Below are 23623 nucleotides of genomic sequence, written 5' to 3'. Positions count from 1 at the left end.
TTATCCCGCGGTACCTGTATCTATAGATATTACAAACTGGATTGCATATGATCCGTTAACATCAATTGCAGATATAAGTGGTACAGCGGTAGCATTGAATGCTGATGATAAAGTGGGCTGGGTCGGGTTTCATTTCGTACAAGGGTTAGCGCATGGGACTTCCCAAAGAAATTTATTTGTACGGGATTTTGATGTAACAATTGCACACAGATGATTTGCCGATGGCGCGCCGTCGGATAGATAACTTTATGAATTCTCGCAGAACGGAGAAATATCATGGTTGATCTGACATTATCTAGGGTATGCAAAAATAACGTTACGGAAAAAATAATTAATAAAAATCGTCGAAGATCAATTAGACTTTCGTAATGTGACTATGCGATAGATCATAAAATGTATCTTAAATGAAACAATAATTATATAAAGATATGAGATAAACATCAAAAGAAAAAATATTTATAAGGATAATTTTTACATATAAAGCATGTTTTTTCCACTTGAAAAAAATTGTGTAATTTTCAAAAATTGCACAGTCTGAAGTCAGAAATAAGCTGATCGACATGGGACGGATTAGCTGAATAAAACATAACCGCCGGAAATACCGGCAGAAAGGATAAGGAAGTGAAGAGAACAATTCATATAATAGCGGCAGTCATATCATTTGCATATTACCATGCAATTTCAGATGTTGTTTCCATATTTTCGTATGGACCTAGTAACTATGTTAGTTCCGGAGAAAGATTACTTGATGAAAATGGAGTAATTGTAACTACTTCAACGACAGCTCGTGCATATTCTGAAACGCAAAAGCTTTCGCCGGATTATTCAGGTCCTGTGTTTTTCGGCGGATGGGAGCCATCGGCAGCTCTTTCACCTGCTAATGGTGCCTGCCAAATACAAAACGATACGGCCAGCGGAAACGATCTCGATCCGATTATGTTTCGTTTTGTGAATCAAAGCGGTGCGCCTCAAACTTCATCAATATTACTTACATCAAAATTATCAGAAGCAGTTTCTTTCGAACATCTGGACAGTTTTTCCTTTTCTGCCTATCAAAACAGTCTTGCATCATACGCCAGGGCTGTTATAAAAATCGGTGATAATTACTATATCAGTGCAACATCAACAGTAATTCCTACCGATTATCCCGCGGTACCTGTATCTATAGATATTACAAACTGGATTGCATATGATCCGTTAACATCAATTGCAGATATAAGTGGTACAGCGGTAGCATTGAATGCTGATGATAAAGTGGGCTGGGTCGGGTTTCATTTCGTACAAGGGTTAGCGCATGGGACTTCCCAAAGAAATTTATTTGTACGGGATTTTGATGTAACAGCTATTCCTGAGTCCACAACGATACAGTTATTTTTGATCTCCTCGGTCGGTTTCTTTCTTTTTCGCCATACGATTCGTAAATAGTTGATAAAGAAAACCATTAAGAGCATCCGCATTTCTCACTTTCTTTTACTAGAGTCTTGGGAAGTGAGAAATGTGGCAGATAAATAAGCCAAAAAGCGATATGGACTCACTAGGCTGTCTAGATTAAAAACTGCACATCAGTAATTTAATTTCAGGACAAAATGAAAATGTATAGGAATACAATTTTGAAAAAATGTTATTTTTTTATAATCATAGTAGCTTTTAGTGTTTGTACGGCAACATCAATAGCCATAACAGGTAGAGGGGGAGAAAATTCGGTTGATGGAAAAATGCCCGAGTATGGCGATGTGATTATTAGAACATTGCGCCCGACGGAGACGCGACCTGGCAGGAAGGGGACGATTGATGCGGCAATTGATTTCGGAGCAAACCGGGTTGAGTGGATTTACGATGTAACTGAAAATTTTTTAAAACAGGTTCAAGAGGCCGGTATTTTTTCCGGAGCAACAATGGATCCCCAAGGCCGGCCAGGCGTAACCAATATTCCGGATTATTATGAAAAATTCACCTCGCGTGATTTGCAAGGAGATCCTGTTACCCGCACAAATTTCCGTAAATTTTCGGATTGGCCAATCGGGCGTTTCACAGCGGACGTTAATATTGCTGAATGGAAAGATTTATATATTGAACATGTTGCCGGGTTTTACAATTTACCCATTATCTCCATTATGCGGGATGATCGGGCAGCAACTGCGGGATTAATTGTCGATGGAGGAAGTTATACAGATGATTCAATAAAAATGTTCCAACAGTTTTTGGCTGAACATGTATCCGAAGAAGAGCTTGCCCGGCTGGGAATAGAAAACCCGGAAACGTATGATATCCGTCCGCATTTAATAAGTCTCGGTGCGCCGGCAACAGAACCCGAAGCTGAACAGAAAAAATGGGTGAGGTGGGATGGAGGACCGATCTTACGATTATATGCCAGAGCACAAATGGAGGCAGTTGCAGAATTTTATCGTAATGTACGTAAACAGGTAGAAGAAAAAACGGGGCGCAATATTCCGTGGTCGTGTAACCATACCGGGCAGTGGGGGCCGATCGAACGGAATTTTGACTATGCTCTGGGTGAATTCTATACGCATCAAATGCAGATGGAAACCATGGTGGAACTTGCCCGTCGTGCGGATGAAATAGATAAAATCCAAGGGCTTCAGGGCGTATTGGATGGCGGATGGGAAACACGTGATCCTGCGGGGCTGGTGGAAGAAATGCGGTTAGGAATCGCCACGGCATACTCATTGGGAATGCTTCATATGGTACCGTGGGACATGTATATGCCGGGAAAAGCAAAACGTTATTTTGGTAAAATTAATGACTTCGCGGATTTATTTTTCTGGATACGTAATAATCATTTTTTGTTTGATGATTATAAAACAACAGAAATCACCGCATTTGATCCCGTGAGTTCCCGGCAAAAATGGAGATATCAGCAGCAGATTGTAAAAAATGATGAAAATGACTTTCCCATGTTGCGTATCAATCATCCGGGAATTCTCGGCGTAGTTAGAACACTCGCATCAACAGATTCAGTTCATCGCGTGATTCATTTGGTTGATTGGAATACAACACGGAGCTCTTTTGAAGCGACCATTAATCCGGTAAAACTATGCGGAAGTTCTTCGGTACGGATTTCTTTACTTCAACCGGGCCGAGACCCGCTGATTCTCAGCGAAGGACTGAATTGCACATTTTCTGTGCCGGCGCTGAATCCGTGGGGAATGATTCTTGTTGAAAAATACGAATCTTCTCATGAAAAGATCGAGCCTCCGGTGTTGAAGTGCCCTGTTGCTCCAGTTGTTGCTATAGGCAGTACTGTTGAACTTAACGCTGCGAAACCGATTTACGTCCGGCAGATTTTTCCGGAACAAACGGAATGGCAATCGTACGATACATCGATGCGTATTGATAGCGATTGTGTAGTAGAAGCAAGAACGCATGATCCATCAACCGGCGTTTTTTCTCCGGCTTCCCGCTGGCGGTTCTGGGGTGTTACACAATCTTCTGTTAACGATGCTCCCGACGGGCTGTGGAAAACGCTTTTACAGGAGTTTAAAACCAAAAATACAAATACTTATTTTGAAACTTTCCCAGATAAAAGTCCGTTGTTGTTTGAGGGAAAAGTTCTTCCTGATGCCTTTGCGACGGTGGGTGATGTCACATTGACTGCAGTACTTCCGAAAAACACAGCGTTTTTTAAAATCGGTATAGCCATTTGTGATGACGCAGAGGTGTTGAGGCCAAGCTACAGGGTTGAGTTTTTTGCGGATGCTAAACTCATTTATGAAACGCCGATATATAATTCAGTAAAATGGCCCGTTTATAATCAGGAAGCCGGTCGTCGCGAGCTCATACTGGCAGTTCCATCGGGTGTAAAAAATATCAGCATAAAGTTGCATACCACCGGATTTTTTCCGGATCACAACCGGGTTGTATGGATTGATCCGGAGGTATTAACCGGAAAATCATATTTTTCAGAGCAGCACCGCTTTGTCGAGGAATCGAACGAATTGCGGTCAAATGCTGCTGCGCGAGCATATGAACCAACCGGGTATGAGTGGACCGGCGGGGAACAATAATTTAAAAAACAAAGATTTTTAATATGGGGAAAAACAAGCAAATATTTCATTCGCCGTGGTTATATGTCGTCGGGTTATACCTGCCTTTCGGAATTATGACCGGAATGTTAACCAAGATGCCGATCGCATTGTTCAAACTGCTCGGTTTTTCCAATCAAACGGTCGGTTTAATGGCTGGATTGGGATTATTTGCCAGTTTACGGTTTTTATATGCTCCATGGCTGGATGGAGCCGCATCCAAGCGGACACTTTCATTTCTGACTGTAGGCGTGGGCGGCATGATCCTGTTAAGCTTCGGTATTATTTTAAGGATACACCTGTCACCCGGTTTGTTTTTATGGGTTATCGGTTTGATGCTGGTTGTATTGGCATTGCTGGTGTCATCGCATGAAACCGCCGCCGACGGTTATTATATACGGGCTTTAGATGCAAAATTACAGGCACAGTTTATAGGCATAAAAACAGCCAGTATCAGAACGGCAAACCTTACCGTTACAATGTGTTTACTGGTAGGGGCAACGCGACTGGCAGCAAAACTCGGTGCAGTTTCTGTTGATTCTCCGGATAAGACCGGATTTTATGTCGGATTTTCATGGGCGTATATTTTAGCCGGAGTTGTCCTGCTGATTTTTCTCGTATTGAATAAACTGGTTATGCCGAAGCTGGAACAGGACATCCCCGTCAGACACAGCCGGTTTGCAATATTGGAAGTGATCCGGGATTATTTTTCTCAGCCTTCTGTCGGCTTAATCATTGCATTGATTTTGCTTTACCGGTTTGGTGAAGGTTTTCTTTTTATGAAAGAACCGTTTTATTTAGACCCGGTAAATGCCGGAGGACTCGGATGTCGTGCGACAACATTGCCTTATTATACAATATTAACAGATACGCCCTGGAATATTGCAGGGGGCGTTCTGGGAGGATATTTGATAAAATGGTACGGTCTTCGCAAAACATTCATCCCATTAGCGCTGTTAGTGAGTATTCCTAATTTGTTTTATGCCGGACTGGCAGTTTTTCAGCCGGGCGTTCACGTTTCAATTCTCGGGGAACAAATGAATGTATGGTTGCTCGCGGTTTCCAGCCTGGAATCGCTCGGGTACGGGATGAGCTTCAGTGCGCTGTTTTATTATATGCATATTATGGCGACCGAATCCGGAAAAAATAAAACGTCTATTCTCGCTGTGTCAATGGTGTTTTTAAATATCGGCTGGTTTTTGCCCGGTATGCTGAGCGGTATTATTCATGCACTGATCGGATATACGGGTTTGTTTATTCTAAGCGGGACAATCGGACTGGCAGTTCTTTTTATAATTCCGCATCTGCCCATCCCCGGAAATGACAAACTAAGGGAAGAGCCGTGAATAGTGTCCGGATAGCGCTTATCGGCGCCGGAGTTATGGGAGGAAGTCATAGCCGGCGCATTAAAAATATTAAAGAATTATGCATTACTGCGGTATGTGATACGGATAAAGAGAAAGCAGATAAACTTGCTTCCGAAAACAGCTGTTCCGCATTTACAGATCATCAGGTTTTATTGAATTCTGATGTATGCGATGCTGTCTTAATTGCGACACCGCATTATTCACACACTGTGATCGGTATTGATGCCTTAAAAGCGGGCAAACATGTCCTTATGGAAAAACCGATCTCCGTTCAGAAATCGGACTGTGAACGCCTGATTCATGCACATACTGACAAATCACTGGTTTTTGCTGCAATGTTTAATCAGCGGACAAACCCGGCATACCGGAAGATGAAACAGCTGGTTGATTCCGGTGAGCTTGGGTCGTTAATGCGAATAAACTGGATTATTACCGACTGGTTTCGTACTCAGCGCTATTATGACAACGGGAACTGGCGTGCAACATGGGGAGGCGAAGGCGGCGGTGTATTACTGAACCAGTGTCCTCATCAGCTGGACCTGCTTCAATGGATTTGCGGGATGCCGGAATCTGTCACAGCATACTGCGGAATCGGGAAATATCACGACATAGAAGTTGAAGATGAAGTGACGGCTTTCCTGAGATATGCCAATGGTGCGACCGGTGTGTTTATTACATCTACCGGGGAGGCGCCGGGCACAAACCGGTTTGAGCTGACAGGAACTAAAGGAAAGATTGTTATAGAAAATAATAAGATCAATTTTATCCGTAATGAAGTTTCGTGTGAAAAATTTCTCAAAGAATCGGAAAAAGCGTTTGCCATGCCGGATATTTGGAATGTCCAAATCCCCGTTTCCGGTTCCGGCGGGCAGCATGAAGAAATTTTGAAAAATTTTGCCGATGCCATTCTTCATGGGACCGAAATTCTAGCTCCTGCAGCGGAGGGGATCTATTCCGTTGAGCTGGCAAATGCAATGCTGCTTTCAGCGATAAAAAATAAAGAAGTTACATTGCCGATCGACGCTGCTGAATATGAGCGGTTTCTGAAAAACATGATTAAAAATTCAAAATATAAAAAACGAACGAATCCGGCTGATGTCAGCGGTATTGACCAATCATTTTAAACAAGGAGAAAAGATGTATTTTACAGGATTTGCCGATGAAGCGGCTGCCGAAATTGAAGGACAAATTAAAGCGACAAAAGCACTGGGATGGAAGTGTATCGAAAGCCGGAATATTTCAAAAAAAAATATACATGATATTCCGGATGAAGAATTTGAAAAAGTGGTTGCAGTTCTGAATGAAACTGATGTGACAATAAACTGTTTCGGTTCGGCAATTGCAAATTGGGGGAAAAAAATCACAGAACCTTTTGATTCATCGTTGGATGAGGCACGACGTGCGATTCCGCGAATGAAGCGTCTTGGCACCAAGATGATTCGTATTATGAGTTTTGCGGTTATTGCAGATCGTTCGCCTGAAGACCAAATGAAAGAAGAACGCTTTAAGCGTTTACGGGAACTGGTCGCAATGTTTTCCAGCGAAGGAATCCTGCCGGTGCATGAAAACTGCATGAATTATGGCGGAATGGGATGGAAATATACGCTGGAATTACTGGAGAATGTACCGGGTCTAAGTCTGGCTTTTGATACCGGAAATCCTGTTTTTACAGATGACCGGATGCAGTCAGAGCCATATCAGAAACAATCAGCATGGGAATTTTATGATCATGTAAAAGAACATGTGTCGTATATTCATATTAAAGATGGGATATGGAGTACGGAAGAGAAAAAAATGCAATACACCTTTCCCGGCGAAGGTAACGGTGATGTCCGGAGAATATTAACCGATCTTTTTCGCAGAGGTTATGATGGAGGAATTTCAATAGAACCGCATATGGGTGCGGTTTTTCATGATCCGGCGGCAAAAACCGATGAAGATCGCAAATACCAGATGTATATTGAATATGGAACGCGTTTGGAGATCATTTGCAAAGAAATTCGCAATGAAATCTGATGTGTCATGAAAATACCGCCTGCACTAGAGCCGTTTTTAGAGGACATTGAAAGCCGGATCGATGCGGATGCAGAGGATGCATTAATTGCGCAATGGAAAATGTTCTGGAATGGAGAAATTAAAGCTCCATTTTTTGCACCGCAACGGAAACCTGTTCCGGCGAAAATCCAATGGCCGGTTACAAGTGTTACAGATGCAATTAATGATCCGACATTTGAATTGATGCTGCTGTCGCAGCTGGAGACAGTTAACAGTATACTTTCCGGAACAAACGGCAGCCTTTTCAGTATACGGCCTAATTACGGAACGACAATTATTCCATCGTTGTTCGGGGCTGAAGTTGTATTGATGGAACGATCATTAAACACGCTGCCGTGTGCGCGACCGTTTCCGGGCGGAGGGGATGGAATCAGGCAATTGATCGGGCAAGGTATCCCGTCCTGCCGGTCTGGACAGGGCGGTGCAGTGCTGGATTGCACTCACTTTTATCTTGAAATATTACAACATTTTCCTTTGTTGGAAAAATATTGCCGTGTTTATCATCCGGATTTACAAGGACCGATGGATATCTGTGAGGTCGTATGGGGAAATGATGTTTTTTTTGCTTTTTATGATGAAGCGGATTTGATTCATCAATTCATGAAATTAATAGTTGATACCTATACTGTTTTTATTGATGACTGGTTCAAGCTGGTTCCAGCGGAAAAAGATTTTAATGTTCATCGCGGCTGGATTCATCCTGGAAAAATCCGGTTGAGTCTGGATTCATGCATGAATCTTTCACCGGAGAATTATAAAGAATTTGTTAAGCCGTATGATTCAGCCTTGTTAGAACGTTATGGCGGGATCATTCATTCCTGCGGAAAAGTTGATCATTTTGTTCCCTTACTTGCTGATCTAAAAGGGTACTGCGCATTTAATCCCGCACAACCGGTGTATAATGATATGGAAATAATTTATCAGGCAACGATTGATAAAAAAATTCCGTTATTAAATTTGTCGCGCGCCGCCGCGGATGATGCGGTGGCAAGAGGACGGAATCTTCACGGCCTTGCCCATGTTTTTACGGTGTGAAAATGATGGAAAAAAATTGCTTTTCGGATTGGCGTTTGATTGAGAATGGAACTGTAATTCCACTAAGCAGGGGATATGCCGACCAACCTTATTTTCTAAAAGCGGATGATGGTGTACTGGTGTTAATTTGCACAACCGGCTGCGGCAAAGAAGGAGAACAGGGACAGCATGTGGTTTGTGTGCGAAGTGAAGATAACGGGCAGACGTGGAGCAAACCGACAGCCATTGAACCGCCTAGCGGAGTTGAATCGTCATATGCAGTGCTGTTAAAAGTGCCGTTTTCCGGGCGATTGTATGTTTTTTATAATCATAACACCGATAATATCCGGAAAATTCCGGGCGATAAACGGGCCTATCCGGACGGCTGGTGCCGGCGTGTAGATTCGCTGGGATATTTTGTTTTCAAATATTCAGATGACCATGGGAAAAGCTGGTCGAAGCGACGTTATACAGTTCCGGTGCGGAAGTTTGATATAGACTGGAACAATACATCTGGCGGAAAGATATGCTATTTCTGGAATGTCGGCAAGCCGTTCGCTTATCAAGGTAAGGCATATGTACCGTTGCATAAAGTCGGCGGGTTCGGTGTAGACTTTTTTACATCCTCTGAAGGCGTGCTCCTTTGCAGTGATAATATTCTGACAGAATCCGATCCGGATAAGATTCGTTTCGAAACTCTGCCGGATGGCGACATCGGGATTCGTGCCCCGGAAGGCGGAGGCCCGATCGCCGAAGAGCACAGCTTCGCAGTGCTGAGCGACGGTTCATTCTTTTGTGTTTATCGCACGGTAAGCGGATATTCCGCCTGTACTTACAGCCGCGATGACGGGCATACCTGGAGTGCTCCGGATTACATGCGTTATCCTGATGGCCGGAAAATTAAGAACTCCCGCTCCGCTACATTTATCTGGAAACTTTCCGGAAAGCGTTATTTTTACTGGTTTAATAACCATAGTGGAACGTCTTATGCCGATCGCAATCCAATCTGGTGTCTTGGCGCATACGAAATTGATTCACCGGCGGGAAAAAAACTTGAGTTTTCCCAGCCGGAAATTCTGCTTTATGCAGATGATATTACTCGGCGCATGTCTTATCCGGATTTAATGGAACTGGAAGACGGTTCGCTGTTACTTTCTGAAACAGAAAAAGAAACCGCGCGAATGCACCGTATTCCCTGCGGATTTATAAAAAATCTTTTCAGCGAGTGGGAAAAAATAGAAATCAAAATTACTCCGATGCCGCCGGATGAACCCTTACCGGTATTTTTTGATCGTGAAGGCGGGTGGGAAAGGATTTCCGGCAAAGATACCGGCAGAGGGTTCAGTATAGAAATTTATATTGCCGAAAATGCATCGGGCGTGTTACTGGATAACCGGACAAAGGCCGGACGCGGTTTTTCTGTTCAATTGACAGAAAAAAAACATCTGGAAATAATATTAAATGACGGGCGTTCTGAGTTGCACTGGGCATCAAGTTTTGCTTTAAATGTATCTCAGGTAAATCATGCTGTAATAGTACTCGATGGCGGCCCGAAAACCATTTCAATGATAATTAACGGACAGTTCGATGACGGGGGTATGGAGCGCCAGTTTGGATTTGGTCTTTTCCATAAATTTTTTCAGAGTCCCGCTGGTGATAAATTAAATCGAAGTGAAAGCGTTTCAGATTTCCATTTCTATTGCCGCGCTTTATTAACAGCAGAAGCACATCGTCTTTGGGTAAACTATGAAAGCAAAATTATAGTAAGATAGATATACATAAAATAAATTTAAAAAATCATGAAAAAACGACCTAATATTTTATTTTTAATGAGTGATGAACATCGGTTTAATATTGCCGGGTTTGCCGGAAATAAAATTATTAAAACTCCAACACTTGATCAGCTTGCTGAGTCTGGCGTTGTTTTTGAAAATGCTTATACTCCTTCACCGATTTGTATTCCGGCACGACAGTGCATGATGGCGGGGCAACTTCCTAAAACATGCAAGTGTGAAGGTTGGATTGACCTTGCGCCGAACTATATGACATTTGCTCGACGTTTTTCACAATATGCCTATCATACAGTTTGCGTGGGGAAATTGCATCATCTGGGCACAGATCAAATGCAGGGTTGGACACGAAGAATTTCTCCAGATGCGATAATCGCTGATAATTATATTGAGGATCGCGTAGATGAGGAATTTAAAAAATATAAACCAGCTGCAGGAACTGGGAAATGGTCAAACGAAAGAGAAATCAAAGAAGCACGTGTTGCGACTGGACCATATCAACGATTTGATATGAGGGCGATGGAAGGATTTCGTGATTTTGTTGAACAATATTTTGTAGACAGAGAATATCTGCGCCCTCAATCACACCGTCCATTGCTGTTGAAACTCAGTTTGCTTCAACCGCATTATCCATATTTTACAGATCAGGCTCGATTCGATTATTATTATAAAAAAGTTCCACTTTATAATGAGACGCCATGTTTGCATCCAGTATTGTCCTTAAGTCAACAAAATGAGCCGGTGAACGTTTCCGAAGAAGAGATCCGGCGTGCGACAGCGGCATATTATGGAATGGTTGATCAGGTGGATTCGTACTTTGCCGAAGCGTTAAAAATATTAAGATCAGTCGGCGAAAATCTAGATGAATGGATTATTATCTATACAGCTGATCATGGAGAGATGCTTGGTGAACACGGAATCTGGGAAAAGACACGATTCTATGAAGGTAGCGTACGAGTGCCGCTAATTATTCGCTGGCCCGAACGCTTTTCCGGAGGAAGGCGCATCTTTGAAAATGTATCGTTGTGTGATTTGTTTGCAACTTTGTGCGATTCCACCGGAATCCCCGCTCCGTCAGGTCTTGATAGTCGAAGTCTGGTTCCTTTGTTAGATGGTAATCATTACGATTGGAATAATGAGGTGATTGCTCAAATGTATACGGACCATTTAATGATTAAACGAGATCATCTTAAATATCAGTTTTACGGGAATGATCTGGCTTCAGTATATGGAGAAAATATTCCGGAAGTTTTGTTTGATTTAGCAGACGACCCGCTGGAAAAAATTAATCAAGCCGAAAATCCTGATTATACAACAGTGATGGAAATGTTTCGGCAGCGACGTACTGAATTAATGACGATTGTATAGCACGAGTCTATCAATTTTCAGGTGGATCATAAAAGCAGGTGTCGGATTGAAGCCGGAAAAACTCCATGCTAGAATAAATATTTCTTCATCCAGTACAACACAATAAAAGACGGGAACACCGTTATGGAACAGGCATAAAATTCGGGAAATTTTTCCGACCGGCTTAATTTTTTCACCGAGTCATGAAGCAATACTTCCTGATATTCCTGCAGAAAACATTGAAGCGCTTTTTGATGAAATAAATCATATTTAAGTATATTGCATAGTGTTTGTGGAGGCGGTGATGACGAAGGAGAAACCGAATATTATTTTTATTCTGGCTGATGATCTTGGCTACGGAGATTTAGCCTGTTATGGAAATCCTGTTATTGATACACCGGTAATTGATTCATTGGCGGCAACGGGAATCCTCTTTACAGATTATTATTCTCCGTCTCCACTGTGTGCTCCGGCACGGGCTGCATTATTGACCGGTAGATATAATCACCGCACCGGAGCCGTTGATGTGTCAAGCAACCGGGGAATTGACCGGATTGCACTGTCTGAAAAAACATTCGGCGATTATTTCAGACATGCCGGGTATGTTACGGCACTGATCGGGAAATGGCATAACGGTCTCTATTGTAATGATTACCTTCCGTTGAATCGCGGATTTGATTTCTTTTTCGGATTTGCAAACGGCGAGCAGGATTACTGGAACTGGACTTTATTCCGTAATACTGAAATAGAGAAATCAGACGGCCGGCATATGACAGATGTTTTTAATCAAGAAGCGGTTCAGTTTATCGGACAGTGTGCTGAACAGAAAAAACCGTTTGCTTTATTTCTGGCGCATCATCCTCCGCACCCTCCCTATCAGGCTCCGGAGCATTTAATTGAAAAATATAAAAACCGCAGTGAGGGAAAATATTCCGATACGGTAGCGACCATTTATGCGATGATTGAACAAATGGATTCCGGACTGCGCTGGATTCTGGATGAACTGGAAAAAAAGAAATTACGGGACAATACCATCATTGTTTTTACAAGTGATAATGGCGCGAATCTGTCCGGTTCATCCAGACGCTACGCCGGCGGATTTCAAGGCAATAAAGGGAATGTGCTGGAGCAGGGAATCCGTGTGCCGGCCATCGTGTCATGGCCGGGAAAAATTCAAACCGGACGTATTATATCTGTTCCGGTTCACGGGTGTGACTGGCTTCCGACGTTATACAGTTTAACAGGCATGACGCCTCCGGACGGGGCAAAAGCTGTTGATGGGAAAAATATTATGCCTCTATTGCTCGACGGCAATACAACCGCATTTGATAAACGGGAACTTTTCTTCCAAAAGAACAGATATACGCCGGTGGCACACAGTGACGGTGCCGTTCGTAAAGAAAAATGGAAACTGTTCTGGCCCGGAGAAAAAACCACGATGGAAAAAAATATCGGAAGAGATAATCCGTCATTCGAGCGTGGTCGTGTTTCGCCGCACTGGGAAATGCCGATAGATCCGGGACTTCCGGCTTTTGACGGGATTATAACAAAATCCCCGCAATTATTTGATTTGGAGAAAGATCCCGGCGAAACGACGGATGTCTCTGAAACGTATCCCGAAATTGTGCGGGAACTCGCTCAGGAATATAACGCATGGTTTTCTGATGTGTTTGCAGAATGGAAGCGGTCGTTCGATGAAGTAAAAAAATATGATGAAACCTATTGGAATAATCGCGCAATTCCTGATCCCGGCGAACTGTTCAGGGATTTCTGGCAATGGGCGCGCTCTCCGGGAATAAATCCGGAAACGGATGATCCGCTAAACGTTTTTACCGGATATTGGAACTATAAAATAAAATAAGAGGTTCATCACGGAATAGCGTCTCAGAGTTGTCTTTGCGTTGGGAGGTGGACAGGTCGTAGATTTTCGGATGCAGATAGGTTTCATCACGATATCCGTACGCCTGTTTCGCCAGCCATCTGATTTTATTATTGAACTCTTCCTGAGCGGCGTTGCTCAGGCGATAACGTACACAAAGTTTTGCCCAATTGAAAAGAGGTTCTCCGGCTGGTAAAAACCGGCGATGTGAGGCAGCACACCGGAGAATCAAATGAAAAAGAACCGAAACTGACGGAAGAACCGACGAAAAAGATCATCGGAATTGACGACTGTGAAGTCCCATGCATCTGTGCGAACTGGTGAGAGGGAAACACTCACCGGGCTGCTGAACGCAGAAGCGGATGCGCTGTGCGGCGCCAAACGGTATGAACGCAGTCCTGAACGAGTGGATTCACGAGCCGGCAGAGATCAGCGCAGTCTGGAAATACAGGCCGCGTGTCCTCGTGCGGCGGAAAAAAGCAGGCTCAGTCACTTATCCGATGGAGCGGGATGTGGAGCAGTGCTCATCCTGCAGTTCTGGAACGGGCAGACAGGGCACGAAGAGAGGCTTGAGCGTGCGAAAGCAGTGAACAGCGTGAACGGCAAATCTGCTCCGTATTTTGCAAAATAATTATGGACAGAATTATTGCTAAACCGCAGAGCACACAGAGACCCTGAGCGTTTTTTTGCTCCGAGTCTCTGTGTCCTCAGTGGTTTAAACATCTGCGTTCATCTGTGCTATCTGTGGATTTTCTAAGGCTGGCAAGCAACTGTGTTTATGTGGAAAGTTTGAACGTCGGGTCGGCGAGCAGCCGGTCGGCCAGGATGACGAGTTTGCGCATCAGTGCTACGATCGCCATTTTGTGCGGCTTCCCATTCTGTATCAGTCGCTTATAAAAACCTGTCAGGATTGGGTTGGTTCTTGATGCGGTGATGGCGGCCATAAACAGTGTTTGCCGGACTTTGGTGCGACCGTCTTTGATGCTTGCTAGCCGGTGTGCGTTTCCCGCTGTCGCGGTTGTACGGCGCAACTCCGGTGAGTGCTGCCGCTTCTCTTTCAGTCAACTTCCCCAGTTCCGGAATGAACGCCAGCAACGTCAGCGCACTGATCATGCCAATGGAGTTGATGCTGCATACCAGCTGATAGTTCGAATAAAGCCTGTCATCCTTTTTTACCGTTTCAAGCAGGTTGCGTTCAACCTGATGGATCTGCTCTTTGAGCCACACCCAATGAGCCTTCGTTGTTTCCTGATGCGGCCTGGCAGCAATGCGTTGTGCACTGGTATCGCAATATATTTAAGGATGTACCTCATCATAAGATCCGGCTGGTTGCGGCAATGCTCAAGGTGATCCACGCGCAGGAAGACCGTCCGGCGGCGCTGGAAAAAGCGCGGAGTGTTGTGAGAAGCTCAAGGAGATGAGGCTGAGCAAAGCATCCGGATACGTTCAAGCCAGCGTTAACGAGACCTTGAGTTACATGAGTTCTCCGGAAGGCACCGGCAGAAGATCCACACGAATAATCCACTGGAACGGATCATGAAAGCGATCCGCCGGCGCACCCCTGTGGCGGGCAGCTTCCCGGACGGCCAATCGGCGCTGATGCTGGTCGCGGCACGGTTGCGGCATATCGCGGGAACCCAATGGGGTACGAGGCTCTCCTGATTACGCAACAGCAGATACCGTTTCCCTTTCTTTTGTAACGACCTGAAAGAAAACGACAACCGGCTCTTTTTTTCAGCCCCTAAGACGTTATTCCGGGATGAACCGAATTTTCATCAAATTAATTGTGAAGTAACCATCTCTTTGCATTTGATATAGATAATAATAATCACATTAAAAATTATTAGATACAGTATATATGTTATAAAAATAACAAGAAATACGATGTGAATAAGATAAATCCTAAAAGCATTTTCGGTTTAATTTGACGATAAGACTGCACTCCTATCTGAAATTGTCGTCCGTATAACCTCGCGCGGTATGCTGGTTGAGATCAGCCGTCCTACATCGACAATGCCAAGTGAACCACTCTTTCCTGTTGTACTTTTAAATAATTCCATTTCCGTCGGGGACAGTTTCAGCAGGTTTTTTATAATGCGATACGTGAACTCCGGCTTGTTTATTTTCATTATCACGCTCTCTGCTTGCCAAATTCAACTCATTGCGTAATAATTATACAGCTTGAATTCTCTTCATAATTACGAGCTTTGTCCGAAAAAGGCAACGATGGTTCTATTTACGGGGACGGTTTGAAGTTGGTAAACCCAAAAGAAAAATATCTATATATGAACAGTGTGAAAAAAACAGTTAATCGGAAAAAACGGACTCTTTCTTCAACACAATCCGGTGCATATCTCGGTGAAGATTCTGTATTACGCCGGAATCAGGTTTTGGAGCATGCTGCACTGGACAGTTTTCTGATCCGTTTCCCGAAACTTGCGTTGAAAACGCATTTTTATTACAAATTTATAGAAGACAATGAGTATGTGATTAACAACCATACTCATCAGCATTGGGAGATTTCTCGAATCTGTTCCGGACATGCTGAATATTCTGTTTCCGGATTTAAATCTTCGTTTTCGCCGGAAACAGAACAGTACATAATCATTCCTCCGGAAATGGCGCACTCATGGGCATTGGTGTCGTCACCATTGCTGATTCACAGCTGGCAGGTACACGTAGCTGCAGAAGATCCGGATGGTGAAACAGCACTGGAAATATTTCGTACGGCGGTTATGGAGTCGGGGTTTATCGTCCCGGCATCAAATACACAGGTGCAGACGGAATTATTGCTCTGGCAGATGTCGGGAGATACAAAATCGCCGCAGTTGTTCGGACCGGTTCTTGCCGGGTTTGCACGTATTGTTATTGGAGATTTATTTCTTCGCTTAAATCCATGGAAAGAAAAACTGCCGGGGCCGGGAGATTCGCAGATTAGGTTAAAAAATCTGGCCGAACGAATGAGACTGTTTTTAGACAGCAATCTTTCACATGCTGTCACGTTGAATGATATGGAATCCCATTTTCATTACAGCGGACGGCATTTAAACCGTATATTTCAGGAAGTGTATCATTGTCCGATAGGACATTACCTTCGCGAACAGCGGATTAATCTTGCAAAACGGTGGTTATCAACAACGGACCGGTCAGTAAAAGATATTGCTTTGTCTCTTGGATACAGCAGTTCCAGTCAATTCTGCCGTTATTTTTTTGAACATACTGCACAAACGCCGTCCGGATATCGAGTTGAGGCCTTACGTGCTACTGCTGAAAACATTCAAAAATCGATCAAGTAAAAAACGGGAATGAAAAATTATGCGAATAAAAAAATTTGTGTCATCACCGTGGATTTTTGTTCCGATGCTTTTTATTGTTGTCGGGGCCGGAGGAAGGGGACTGGTCGGGAATCTGACTGCTGTTATGTTTAAAGATTTCGGTTTTTCCAATGTATTGCTCGGTGCGGTTGCCCTGTTATCCCTTCCAAGTTCATTCCGGTTTTTGTGGGCGCCCTGGATCAACAGTCTCGGTAATAAACGTGAGTTGTGCCGGCAGTTTATCGAGTTAATGGCGCTGACTGTTTTTATATTGAGCAGACTGACGGTTTTCGGGATGTTAACACCGTTCATCACATTTATAATAATTGGTATTTTCGCCCTATTGTTTACATGTCTTGAGGTTGCTTCAGATAGATATTATATCCGCATCTTCACGCCGGAGCTTCAAGCGGAGTTTGTCGGTATAAAAACTGCAGCAATTCGCGGAGGAATCATTCTTTCAATTGTTCTGTTTATACGATTGGCCGGTGATCTCCAGGAAAAAGGGTGGCAAAAAAACACCGCATGGGCCGCAGCGTTGGCCGCTGCCGGTGCGGATACTCTGACAGCATGGATTGCTGATGCCGGAGCAACGGATCTGACACAGGTGCTCAGTGTCTCGGCTGAAACCGCTTCATCCGGTGCTGACCTTGGTAAATTTATTGTTCAAGGGCAAGGCGGCTCTGATGCAACCACAGCGTCTGGTGTTGCATTAGATGAATTCCGGTTTGGAACATCTATGCTGGATGTATGTGCTGTTCCTGAACGCGGAACAATCGGATTGTTTCTGATTTCCGGTTCGTTTTCGTTTCTTGTACGCCGGCTGAATCATCATTAAATCGAATTTATGCATATCGATGTTTTAAACTGGGCCGGTGGAATGCCGGCCCGCAAAATAATCAGCAAGGAAACCCTGAACCATCGTGAACTGATTGAGATGGTTTCAGGGCTGGATGTTTACGAACATACAACGGAAGCATTTTTGCGGGCGTATCAGGCACTTGGCATTGATATTATCAACCGTGTTCCGCTGGAAAATGCACCGCGTCCTGTTCCGGCCGGAACGACGCGTTCTCATCCTCAGAACCCGCGCTATGAATTGTTACCGCTGGGCGTATATGATACCGCCTGTTGTGTTGATTATCCGTGCACCGATGCAGATGACGTGTGGAAATTTGACATAGAAAATGTGAAGTATTCCGATCTAGTCGTTCCACCGCCACATTCCTGTGATGCAAATGATATCCGCATGCGTGAAGCTGCGCTTGGCGAAACCGGTTGTTATTATCCAATGCTGTATACGACACTTTTTATGTGGCCGGTGGAACTGTTCGGCTGGGAAGTGTTCATGACGGCCGCGTTTGATGATCCGGATAGGTTTTTTGATCGGATACTGTATCCTTGTATTTTCAAATCACGGAGAATCATCAAAGCAATGGTTTCGGGGTCAACAAACCCGGTGATATATGTTCACGATGATTTGTGCGATGCCCGCGGTCCCGTTTTTCCGCCGGCATGGTATGAGGAATATATATTTCCTTACTATCAAACTATCCTTGAATTGGCAAAGAGCGCCGGACGGAAAACTGTTTTAGTGATTGATGGAAATATAACAGCGTTCCTCCCAAAATTTATTGAACTCGGGTTTGACGGGATCATGTTTGAAAATCCTGCAACTCCGCTGGATACCGTTCTGAACGTATTCAACCACCCAGAACATCTGCTGATCGGTGGGATTGAAACGGTGAAATTAACTTCCGGGACACCGGAACAAATACACGAGATGGTGATGACGGTGTATGAGAAAACCGCCGGTCGCACCGGTTTTGCAATGTCTTCCTGCGGTGGACTGCACGGCAATATTCCATTAGAGAATCTGGAAGCATATTTTGATGCACGGGCGGAGTGCGGGGTAAATTCAACTGACTGGCGAACCAGCTACCGTCATTAAGTTTGCTGTTTGGGCTGAATCTGAATTATCTGCGGGAATCCCTGAACCGGCTTAATGTTTTTCCGGTATGTTTTTTGAACAATCGGGCAAAATAAAGCGGGTCTTCAATACCAAGTAGTCGATTCTCAAAAAGGCACATTGATCAATGTTTACAAGGGTGAAGTTGGCTTTTTCAGTGAAAGTTTCTGCAAGGGTTTGGTGGCTTTTCGCTCCAAACCTTGCAATTATCTCTCCCATGAAAACCGTTAAAATTGCTCACTCCCCGCAGGGGATCTGTTCCGTATGGAGCTGGCTCGCATCGTTGATCCGGATCATGCGCTGGTACGTTTGGGCCGGGCGGTGGACCGGGCGCGTTTTGAGGAGGCGTTCGGTAAAACGTACTGCGAGAATAACGGCCGGCCGGCGGTGAGCGTGCGGCTGATGGTGGCGCTGCATTTTCTGAAGTACACGTTGGATCTGAGCGATGAAGCGGTGATGATATTTCTATATGGCTACAGATATCAATCCATCCTCTTATCAAATTTGTGCACAGGTGGTTAGAAAGATTTTATAAAAACGCTGATTGGTTCAAAATCACGTTATGGCAACAGTATGTCTGAAAATGCATATAAGATTTATTAAACTAAAATATATACTTATTATATAAATGCGATCATAAAGCTAAAGCCAAAGGAGGGTGTTTAATGAAAAAAATCATTGTAGTATTATCTATACTCGCTGGCGCAGTATACGCAGAGACCATTGTTTTTTATGGATTTGATGATAGTTGTAGTCCGTCATCTGTAAGCCCGTATATTGTTGCTGCGGATATAAATTTTGGAAGAGGGATTCGAGAGATTCCTGGCTTTTCTGTTGTTAAACACGCCGGGAAAAAATCGTTATTCTTTAATAATTCTGGACTATATTCTAGAACAGAAAAATCCGCGATAGGAAACAATGGATTCATATCTTTTCGCATAACTGTTCATGCTGGCTATAAAGCAAATTTATCAACCTTATCATTTTATATACTTCGGCGTCCTAAAGCCGGTGCCGGCGCGCCGGATTGTTTTTCAATTTATACCAGCCGGGATAATTATAGGACTTCGGTTGGTGATGGAACCATTCCTGTTGCTGTTGATGAAGGATCTTCTGATTTTGTCTTACAGACAATTAATTTATCTAAGGAAAAATTGTTGCAGTCGTTCATGGGTGATATTGAGTTCAGAATTTATTTATGGCCAAGTCAAGGGCATGGCGCTGTTAATACAAGACAGTTCCGGTTAGATTCACTGTGTTTAGAGGGCACAGTTTTTTCTAACAAATAAATTAATTATAAGACCAAACCGTTTCCAGGGTATTTTTCACAGTCCACCCGCTTTATTTAAAAAACTGTAAGTTTATAAAATAAAGAAAAAACTAACGAAAAATAGATTTATCATGAGAGGATATTGTACTTATGCGTAATATATTGCTAACAATCAGTGCGGTGTTATTGGCTTCAACGCTTGCACAAGCAAAAGTCGTGGTTTTCTATGGATTTAACGACAATTTAAATTCATTCGATAACGGTACGAATAGTATTGCTGGAAATTTTTCTTTTGGAAAAGGTGTCAATCAAGGCTCTTACTCTGCAGTCAAAAGTGAGGGGACAAAATCATTATTGTTCAGCAATAGCGGATTTGATGCCATAACAGAAACTCTCGCGATTCAAAACAATGATTATATCTGGTTCGAAATATCTATTCCTGAAGAAGAACCCCGCTCGTTATCAATTTTAAATTTTTATACTCTTCGTCGTCCAGAATTAGGATTATACGCTCCCGATAACTTTTCGATTTATTCTAATCTTGACAATTTTTCTCTGGCGATTGCTAAGGGAAAAATTCCTTTGGCAGAAAATGATAAATCAAATGAATTTACAACCCACATGATTGATATGACAGGGATTGAAGCACTCCATAAAATAAGCGGAAAAGTCGAATTTCGGATTTATTTTTGGGCCAGTCAAGGAAGCGGAGTTTCTTCTCAGCGGCAATGGCGAATAGATGCACTTTCATTACAAGAAATAATAGTAGATACGTCATCATTTGATGGCGCTCTGCTGGTAGGTGTCCAAGGAATCCAGTTTCCGCCTGATGCAAAAATGTTTGAAATTGCACAATATCGGGAGGTCAGGCAGGGATTACCAAAATATAGTGATGTTTGTTTTTCAAGCAGGTGGAGACGTCCCCGAACCCCGGGTGATCCTCATCATACTCTTCATGAGGCTGCCGGTTTTTTTTCGACAAGGCTGGACTGGGTCTATTCAACAGATGCTGAGTGGATACAAGAATGCCGTTCACTAGGGTATAATTTCGGCGGTGCTGTGAATACAATTGTTCCAGACAGTCCTGATGAGCCGGAGGTGCGCTTAAAGGGACGATTGCGTGCTAAAAATGGGGATTATACAGCACGACCGCGATGGGCTGCCCGTGAAGTATGGGAGGGATGTATCAACCACCCGGATTATCGGAATGCATATAAAGAACAGTTAAAAATCATGATAGACGGCGGTGCCGATTCTTTCCAAATGGACGATCCGCTTGCTAATATTCGTGCCATTGATTTTGGCGCATGCTGGTGTGAGGCATGCCGGAAGCTGGCAAAAGAAAAAGGGTATGATCTAGAGAAGGATATGCTTGTTTTCCAGACTGAATCTGTTCGTCATTTTTATGAAGATATGCGCGCATGGGTTAATGAATATGCTGGGTGTGATATTCCATGGTCTTCTAATAATCGGGAAATTACATGGGACATGAGTATTGTTTGGGGATTTCCTTACAATCTGTTTGATTATGGTATTGCAGAAATTGATATGCCGACTCCAAAAGGGATGATAAAAAATATGGAAGACAGCATCCGGCTGAAAATGTCTCAAGTCTACACTTATCGTACAACCGAGCAGGATTACTATCGACGAACGATTGCTACTGCCTATGCAACGGGACAACATATGATTGTCCCATGGGATGTGTGGCTTGGAGATTTGCAACCTCGTTATTTTGCTGAGCCAAGTGAATTTGGGGATTTATATGGATTTGTACGAAGTATAACAAAATATTTAGATGGCTACGAAAATGCTGCATATTGGGGAAAGGGATTGGATGACAAACGTTATAAAAATAATCCTCCGATTACATTGAGAGGCGGATCTTGTGAAACGTATGCATTTGTCCGGGCTAAACCCGGAGATCCAACCGCCCCTGTGGTGATCCATTTGGTTGATTGGGCGGACAATCGAGAAGCTTTTACAGCTGTTATTGACCCAATACGGTTTTTTGGAGATTGCCCCGTGCGTGTATCGTTAGCGGTACCTGCACCGTTTAACGAAACTGTTCATGAGCAAGCGCGGATAACAAAAAATTTCGCTCTTCTTTCTGAAGTTTCCGTCCTTGCATCAGGACGCAAGGTTAATATTAATATTCCGGCGTTGCATCCGTGGGGGGTGCTGATCATAGAACCGGAGGCTGCTGCAGAGGGAACTCTTTGGGAGCCGCAAATTAAAGTCGAATGGGAGGATTATTTCTCTCCGCAGTTAAAAATAAAACTTGACGGGATCAGTACCTCAAATATCGTCACTCGATATACACTGGACGGATCCGACCCTGAATCGGATTCCCTGTTATATGAAAAAATTTTGAGAGTAGACGATAATGTATGCTTGAAAGCCAGAAATTTTTCTTCAGAAGGGATATCGGGGCCTGTGGCTACCGGGTATTTTTCACGTGTAGACATAGAGCAACAGATATTGCCTGATGCAGAGTCTTTGCGTACGAACTTGAAGCTCTGGATATCTGCGGAAAGCTTATCCGGAATGAAAGATGCGGGAGCACCGGTAATTATTTGGCCATCAAAGGCGGGACCGGAACTGCGGGCGGTGAGCACAACACTTCCTGACGGGACATTGTCTACACCGCCGGTTTTCAATCCGAAAGGTTTGAATGGAATGCCGGCAGTTTGCTTCGATGGGAAAAGCAGCCTTCTTGCAATTGAGAAATTTGTAAATACTCATCTGGCGGGAAAACCGTTTACTGTGTTTCTGGTCATGGATGCAAGTTCTCCGGGATTTGGTATTTCCGGGAATAGTATTAATGGAGCAGGCCGGGTTCCGAGATTCTGTTTATCGTCCTGTTCTATGGTCTACGGAGAGATTCTCCCGCAGACACATATTCGTTATGCGGCGGCAACTCCGGCGGTTTATACCTTTGGACACAACGGAATTCAATCAGGATATGTGTGGGTGGGCGATGAAAAAAAGGGAGAGCGCCATGATTGGCCAGTTATTGACTTATTCGGCAGTAATGGGAGTCTTGCAGTCCCGTTTGCAGCGGATAACAGAGGTCAGTCCGGTGCGCTGGCTGAGATTATCATTTACGATCGATTATTGACGGATTCGGAACGTGAAGGTATTCAAATCTTTCTTGCCGAAAAAGCAAATCTTTCTCAAATCAGACAATGGAACTAAATCATATCTGTAGGATTGAGCGCTTACAGTAACTAAAAAACTCTGAATGTCTTTTTATCCACATCGAAAGTCCGGAAAGGATTGTTAAATAAGTTCACGAAGAAGTTAGAAGTTAATATATCGTACACCTTGTATCAAGATAGTAAAATGTCGAATGAAAAAACTAATCATAGTTCATGGAATGATAATCGGAATGCTGGTGCAGGCTGAACAGTTTGTTTTTTACGGTTTTAATGATACACGTGAAGCATCAAATGTCATTTCTGAAGTTGCTGCCGGAGAGGTAACCTTTGGACCCGGAATCCTAGGTACACCGGGATATTCGGGTATAAAATCTGAAGGAACGAAATCACTTCAATTCGGCAATTCCGGATTAT

Annotated in this window: 17 protein-coding genes and 1 pseudogene; 17 read left to right on the top strand and 1 reads right to left on the bottom strand. The window is 43.6% G+C overall.

Annotated features, from left to right (window positions below):
• The 10 genes from WC958_05885 to WC958_05840 form a co-directional block, all read left to right on the top strand.
• Positions 1-214, top strand: a 214-nt coding sequence (locus WC958_05885) for a hypothetical protein (protein MFA5629754.1), incomplete at its 5' end; no start/stop codon positions are given.
• A gap of 407 nt (positions 215-621) precedes the next feature.
• A complete protein-coding gene (locus tag WC958_05880; protein ID MFA5629753.1) occupies positions 622-1425 on the top strand; it encodes a hypothetical protein in 804 nt (267 codons plus the stop codon).
• Positions 1426-1610: 185 nt separating this feature from the next.
• A complete protein-coding gene (locus tag WC958_05875; protein MFA5629752.1) occupies positions 1611-4025 on the top strand; it encodes a hypothetical protein in 2415 nt (804 codons plus the stop codon).
• A 23-nt stretch (positions 4026-4048) separates the two neighbouring features.
• A complete protein-coding gene (locus WC958_05870; GenBank protein MFA5629751.1) occupies positions 4049-5389 on the top strand; it encodes a hypothetical protein in 1341 nt (446 codons plus the stop codon).
• The gene (locus WC958_05865; protein MFA5629750.1) at positions 5386-6534 is read left to right on the top strand and encodes a Gfo/Idh/MocA family oxidoreductase; all 1149 of its coding nucleotides are present in this window, start codon (positions 5386-5388) and stop codon (positions 6532-6534) included. Before WC958_05870 ends, WC958_05865 begins: the two co-directional genes overlap by 4 nt.
• On the top strand, positions 6518-7426 hold the full coding sequence (locus tag WC958_05860; protein ID MFA5629749.1) for a sugar phosphate isomerase/epimerase family protein: 909 nt from the start codon (positions 6518-6520) through the stop codon (positions 7424-7426). The genes WC958_05865 and WC958_05860 overlap by 17 nt, the downstream gene beginning before the upstream one ends.
• A 6-nt stretch (positions 7427-7432) precedes the next feature.
• Positions 7433-8500, top strand: a complete 1068-nt coding sequence (locus tag WC958_05855; GenBank protein ID MFA5629748.1) for a hypothetical protein — start codon at positions 7433-7435, stop codon at positions 8498-8500.
• A gap of 5 nt (positions 8501-8505) precedes the next feature.
• Entirely contained in the window at positions 8506-10251 is a 1746-nt protein-coding gene (locus tag WC958_05850) for a sialidase family protein (protein ID MFA5629747.1), read from the top strand.
• A gap of 27 nt (positions 10252-10278) precedes the next feature.
• Positions 10279-11637, top strand: a complete 1359-nt coding sequence (locus WC958_05845) for a sulfatase-like hydrolase/transferase (protein ID MFA5629746.1) — start codon at positions 10279-10281, stop codon at positions 11635-11637.
• Between the two features lie 283 nt (positions 11638-11920).
• Complete coding sequence (locus WC958_05840) at positions 11921-13477, top strand: sulfatase-like hydrolase/transferase (GenBank protein MFA5629745.1); 1557 nt, start codon at positions 11921-11923, stop codon at positions 13475-13477.
• 909 nt (positions 13478-14386) lie between these two features.
• On the opposite strand, the gene WC958_05835 is transcribed toward WC958_05840, so the two are convergent.
• Entirely contained in the window at positions 14387-14722 is a 336-nt protein-coding gene (locus tag WC958_05835; GenBank protein MFA5629744.1) for a transposase, read from the bottom strand.
• A 980-nt stretch (positions 14723-15702) separates the two neighbouring features.
• Between WC958_05835 and WC958_05830 the strand changes: the two genes are divergently transcribed.
• The 7 genes and pseudogenes from WC958_05830 to WC958_05800 form a co-directional block, all read left to right on the top strand.
• The gene (locus tag WC958_05830) at positions 15703-16791 is read left to right on the top strand and encodes an AraC family transcriptional regulator (protein ID MFA5629743.1); all 1089 of its coding nucleotides are present in this window, start codon (positions 15703-15705) and stop codon (positions 16789-16791) included.
• A 19-nt stretch (positions 16792-16810) separates the two neighbouring features.
• Positions 16811-17647: a hypothetical protein gene (locus WC958_05825; protein MFA5629742.1), complete on the top strand. Its 837-nt coding sequence runs from the start codon at positions 16811-16813 to the stop codon at positions 17645-17647.
• 42 nt (positions 17648-17689) lie between these two features.
• A complete protein-coding gene (locus tag WC958_05820) occupies positions 17690-18760 on the top strand; it encodes a uroporphyrinogen decarboxylase family protein (GenBank protein MFA5629741.1) in 1071 nt (356 codons plus the stop codon).
• A 282-nt stretch (positions 18761-19042) separates the two neighbouring features.
• Positions 19043-19237: pseudogene (locus tag WC958_05815) on the top strand (IS5/IS1182 family transposase).
• 206 nt (positions 19238-19443) lie between these two features.
• Positions 19444-20067 (top strand): hypothetical protein, encoded by a 624-nt coding sequence (locus tag WC958_05810; protein MFA5629740.1) that lies wholly within the window; start codon positions 19444-19446, stop codon positions 20065-20067.
• Between the two features lie 131 nt (positions 20068-20198).
• Positions 20199-23246: an FN3 associated domain-containing protein gene (locus WC958_05805; protein MFA5629739.1), complete on the top strand. Its 3048-nt coding sequence runs from the start codon at positions 20199-20201 to the stop codon at positions 23244-23246.
• Positions 23247-23400: 154 nt separating this feature from the next.
• A partial coding sequence (locus tag WC958_05800; protein ID MFA5629738.1) for a hypothetical protein occupies positions 23401-23623 on the top strand: 223 nt, incomplete at its 3' end.

Source organism: Dehalococcoidales bacterium (genome assembly GCA_041656115.1).
GTDB lineage: Bacteria > Chloroflexota > Dehalococcoidia > Dehalococcoidales > UBA5627 > UBA5627.
Note: the sequence above shows the minus strand (reverse complement) of the source record. Positions and strands in the feature narration are given on the sequence as shown.

Bases quoted from the DNA above. Each gene is read 5' to 3' on its own strand.
- WC958_05870 (MFA5629751.1), top strand. From the start codon at position 4,049: ATGGGGAAAAACAAGCAAATATTTCATTCGCCGTGGTTATATGTCGTC.
- WC958_05855 (MFA5629748.1), top strand. From the start codon at position 7,433: ATGAAAATACCGCCTGCACTAGAGCCGTTTTTAGAGGACATTGAAAGC.
- WC958_05850 (MFA5629747.1), top strand. From the start codon at position 8,506: ATGGAAAAAAATTGCTTTTCGGATTGGCGTTTGATTGAGAATGGAACT.
- WC958_05845 (MFA5629746.1), top strand. From the start codon at position 10,279: ATGAAAAAACGACCTAATATTTTATTTTTAATGAGTGATGAACATCGG.
- WC958_05840 (MFA5629745.1), top strand. From the start codon at position 11,921: ATGACGAAGGAGAAACCGAATATTATTTTTATTCTGGCTGATGATCTT.
- WC958_05825 (MFA5629742.1), top strand. From the start codon at position 16,811: ATGCGAATAAAAAAATTTGTGTCATCACCGTGGATTTTTGTTCCGATG.
- WC958_05820 (MFA5629741.1), top strand. From the start codon at position 17,690: ATGCCGGCCCGCAAAATAATCAGCAAGGAAACCCTGAACCATCGTGAA.
- WC958_05810 (MFA5629740.1), top strand. From the start codon at position 19,444: ATGAAAAAAATCATTGTAGTATTATCTATACTCGCTGGCGCAGTATAC.
- WC958_05805 (MFA5629739.1), top strand. From the start codon at position 20,199: ATGCGTAATATATTGCTAACAATCAGTGCGGTGTTATTGGCTTCAACG.